Origin of the sequence: Methyloceanibacter sp. (assembly GCF_035650995.1) — a bacterium.
Classification (GTDB): domain Bacteria; phylum Pseudomonadota; class Alphaproteobacteria; order Rhizobiales; family Methyloligellaceae; genus Methyloceanibacter.
In genome coordinates, this window is sequence record NZ_DASRGO010000202.1 from 1 (window position 1) to 3956 (window position 3956).

General features: G+C 65.7%; 4 protein-coding genes. 2 read left to right on the plus strand and 2 right to left on the minus strand.

Annotation, left to right across the window (positions count from 1 at the left end):
- Window positions 1-929: carboxylate-amine ligase (locus VFB18_RS15200; protein WP_324977194.1), on the minus strand; the 929-nt coding region annotated here is incomplete at its 3' end.
- Between the two features lie 226 nt (window positions 930-1155).
- Entirely contained in the window at window positions 1156-1884 is a 729-nt protein-coding gene (locus tag VFB18_RS15205) for a VIT1/CCC1 transporter family protein (protein WP_324977196.1), read from the minus strand.
- 132 nt (window positions 1885-2016) lie between these two features.
- Between VFB18_RS15205 and VFB18_RS15210 the strand changes: the two genes are divergently transcribed.
- Both VFB18_RS15210 and VFB18_RS15215 read left to right on the plus strand, forming a co-directional pair.
- Window positions 2017-3408 carry a class II 3-deoxy-7-phosphoheptulonate synthase gene (locus tag VFB18_RS15210; protein ID WP_324977199.1) on the plus strand — a complete coding sequence of 464 codons (1392 nt, stop codon included), beginning with the start codon at window positions 2017-2019 and terminating at the stop codon, window positions 3406-3408.
- A gap of 130 nt (window positions 3409-3538) precedes the next feature.
- A partial coding sequence (locus VFB18_RS15215) for a nitrilase-related carbon-nitrogen hydrolase (protein WP_324977203.1) occupies window positions 3539-3956 on the plus strand: 418 nt, incomplete at its 3' end.

Sequence of the window (3956 nt, forward strand, 5' to 3'; positions counted from 1 at the left end):
TCGAGCAGAACGGGGAAGGGCACGACCGCGCCTTTGCCGAAATCGACCAGGCCCTGCTCGACGCCATAGCGCTGCGCTCGCCACCTGTTCTCGCGTATGAGGAACGGCGGGTAGTGGCGCCAGCGCTGGTTCTGCCGCCGCAGGCGATAGAGAAGCCTGAGGATGCAGCGATAGAGCGCGGCAATGGCGATGCCGTCCTCGATCAGGGGACAGACGTCGGTGATGCGCATCTCGAGCGTCGGGAAGCGCGCCGAGGGACGCAGGTCCCACCAGATCTTGGTCGCGTCCTCGATCAGCCCGGCACTCACCAGCAATTCGATGGCGCGCTCATATTCGCTCCAGCTCGCGAATTGATGCGGCATGCCCGTGCGCGGCAGCTCGTCGAACACGGAGAGCCGGTAGGACTTCAGGCCCGTCTGCGCGCCTTGCCAGAAGGGCGACGAGGTCGAGAGCGCAAGCAGATGCGGCAGAAAGTAAGCCGCCTGACCGAGAAGATCGATCCTGAGATCGTCGTCCTCGACGCCGACATGAACGTGCATGCCGCAAATGACGAGTCTCCGCCCGACCTGCTGGAGGTCGCGGGCGATCACGTTGTAGCGTTCCTTGTCGGTGTGTTGCTGGCTCGACCATGTGGCGAAGGGGTGGGTCGATGCGGCGAGGGGAGCGAGGCCGAACTCGCCGGCGATGCGGCCGACCGTGCCGCGAAGAAGCGCGAGCTGGTCGCGCGCCTCCTGCATCGAACGGCAGACGCGCGTGCCGACCTCGATCTGCGAGCGCAGGAACTCGGGGCTGACCTGGCCACGCAGCGCCTCCTCGCACTTCGTCATCAGCTCGGCCGGCGGCTCCTGGGCGAGGTCGCGCGTGTCCTTGTCGATGAGGAGATATTCCTCCTCGATGCCAACGGTGAAGCTCGGTTCCCTGATGGCCATGGCGGCGCATCGTGGCACAAGTCTTCGGGTGCGGATAGCGGCGCCGACTTTCTCTTTATGCCTCCCGTTGATGGGGAGGGTGACTCGGCCAAAGGCCGAGCCGGGTGGGGTGAGTCTGCGGCATATCTCCACCCGCGCGCTTTCTCGATGCGCTACCGCTCCGTTGCTTGAGGGCTGAAGCGCGCCGACCTCCCTGCGGGGGGGGGTATGAAACCACGCTATTCGACTAGGCGAGGCCGGCGAGAAGCACGCCGACGGCGTAGGCGATGGCCGCGGCGGTAATGCCGATCAGGAACGTTTCGATCCCGGCCCGCCACCAGGGCGCCGGAGACCAATAGCTTCTGAGCGAACCGATGGCAAAGAAGGTGAAGCCGGTCATCGCCGTCGAAGCCCAGATCGAGGCGGGCACGCCGGCGATGAAGGGGAGCAGCGGGATCGAGCCGCAGGCAATGAAGGCGAGGAACGTCATGATGGCCGCCCTGCCCGGCGAGCGGGTGATCGGAGGCAGCCCATGCTCCTCGGTCATCATGGTCTCGATCCATCGCTTCCGTTTCGAGGTGATCACGTCGACGGCGCTCTCGAGCGCGCTGCCGGTGAAGCCCTTGGCCTTGAAGATCTGCCGGATCTCCTCGCGTTCGCCGTCTGGAGCAAGCTTCACGTGGCGCTCTTCCATCTGCCGGACCTTCTCGTATTCCTCGATCTCGGCCCTGGTGCCGGTGAAGTTCGCGGCCGCCATGGAGAAGCCGTCGGCGAATAGATTGGCAGCGCCGAGAATGAGCAGAGCCTTGGTCGAAAGCTCGGCGCCGACGACGCCGGCCACCACCGCGAAAGTGGTCACCGTGCCGTCGATGCCGCCATAGACCCAGTCGCGCAGATAGCTGACGTGGGGGCCCCGCTTGAGCCGCTTGGCGATGTCGCGCGGCCCATGGCCGTGCTCGAGATGCCGGGGATCCATGCCGCCGCTCCCTTCCCCCGCTCTTAACGCTTATGTGGCATGGTTCTGGCGGCAGAGGCAATCGAGCGGCCGCCTAGCCAGGGTTCGGCCGATCGCCTATATAGCGTTCACTTTCGTTAAGGAGAGCCGCAAATGGCAGCCCGGTGGAGTCCCGATAGCTGGCGCGCCAAACCGATCGATCAGGTCCCGGTCTATCCAGACCAGGCCGCCCTCGCTGAAGTCGAGACGCAGCTCGCGACCTTCCCGCCGCTCGTCTTTGCCGGGGAGGCGCGGGAGCTCAAGGCCAAGCTCGCCCGCGTCGCCGCGGGCGAGGCTTTCCTGCTTCAGGGCGGGGACTGCGCGGAGAGTTTCGCCGAGCATCGGGCGGACGCGATCCGCGACTTCTTCCGCGTGTTCCTGCAAATGGCGGTGGTGCTGACCTATGCCGGCGGCTCGCCGGTGGTGAAGGTCGGACGGCTCGCCGGACAGTTCGCCAAACCGCGGTCGAGCCCGACCGAGACGAGAAACGGCAAGGAGCTGCCGAGCTATCGCGGCGACATCGTCAATGGCCCCGAGTTCACGGAGGCCGCGCGGATGCCGGACCCGCAGCGCATGCTCATGGCCTACCGCCAGTCGGCGGCGACGCTCAATCTGGTGCGCGCCTTCGCGCAAGGCGGCTACGCCAATCTCGAGCATGTGCATCGCTGGAATCTCGGCTTCGTCAAGGACAGCCCGGCCGGCCATCGCTACGAGGAGCTCGCCGAGCATATCGCCGAGACGTTGCGCTTCATGCGCGCCTGCGGGCTCATGCCGGATAACACGCCGCAGCTCAGAACCACGAGCTTCTATACCAGTCACGAGGCGCTCCTGCTCGGCTACGAGCAGGCCTTCACCCGCATCGACTCAACCTCGGGCGACTGGTACGCGACCTCGGGTCATATGCTGTGGGTCGGCGACCGCACGCGCCAGCTCGACCATGCGCACATCGAGTATCTGCGCGGCATCAAGAACCCGGTCGGGGCCAAGGTCGGACCCGGCCTCTCGGCCGACGAGCTGATCAAGCTGATCGACGTGCTCAACCCGCAGAACGAGCCGGGCAGGCTCACGCTCATTTCGCGTTTCGGCGCGGAGAAGATCGGCAAGCACCTGCCGGCTCTGATCCGGGCCGTGAAGCGCGAAGGCCGCGCCGTGGTGTGGGCCTGCGATCCGATGCACGGCAACACCATCAAGGCGGGAGGCGATTACAAGACGCGGCCCTTCGATTTGATCCTCAAGGAGGTGGAAACCTTCTTCGACATCCACCGGGCGGAAGGAACGCACGCCGGCGGCATCCATATCGAGATGACCGGGCAGAACGTGACGGAGTGCGTGGGCGGCGCCAAGGCGGTGACCGAGACGGATCTCTCGGACCGCTATCACACCCATTGCGATCCGAGGCTCAACGCCGACCAATCGCTCGAGCTTGCCTTCATCATGGCCGAGCGGTTGAAGCGCGAGCGGGAAGGCCGGCCCGAGCCCGAGTTCTCCATCGTCGCCGGCGAGTGAGTCAATTGGCTCGTCATGCCCGGCCGAAAGTGCCGGGCTCCACGAATTTTCTTACAGGAGAGACATGGATGGCCGGGACACGCCCGGCCATGACGAGTTCCGTTAGGATGCATTCAGACTAAATTCAGTCATGGCGGATCGGATCAAGGACACATTCAAGCTCGCTCTGGCGCAGCTCAATCCCGTCGTGGGCGATCTCGAGGGCAACCTCGCGAAGGCGAGAGCCGCGCGCGCCTCCGCCGCTGCGTCAGGCGCCGACCTGATCGCGTTCAGCGAGCTGTATCTCACCGGCTACCCGATCGAGGATCTCGCGCTGAAGCCCGCGTTGCAGCAGGCGGCGCACGCCGCGTGCGAAGAGTTCGCGCGCGATACGGCGGACGGCGGTCCCGCCGTCCTCGTCGGACTCCCCTGGGGGGAGCCGCCCTTCGTCTACAACGCGGTCGCTCTGCTCGATCACGGCCGCATCGAGACGGTGCGCTACAAGAACAACCTGCCGAATTACGGCGTGTTCGACGAGAAGCGCGTGTTCGCGCCGGGGCCCATGCCGG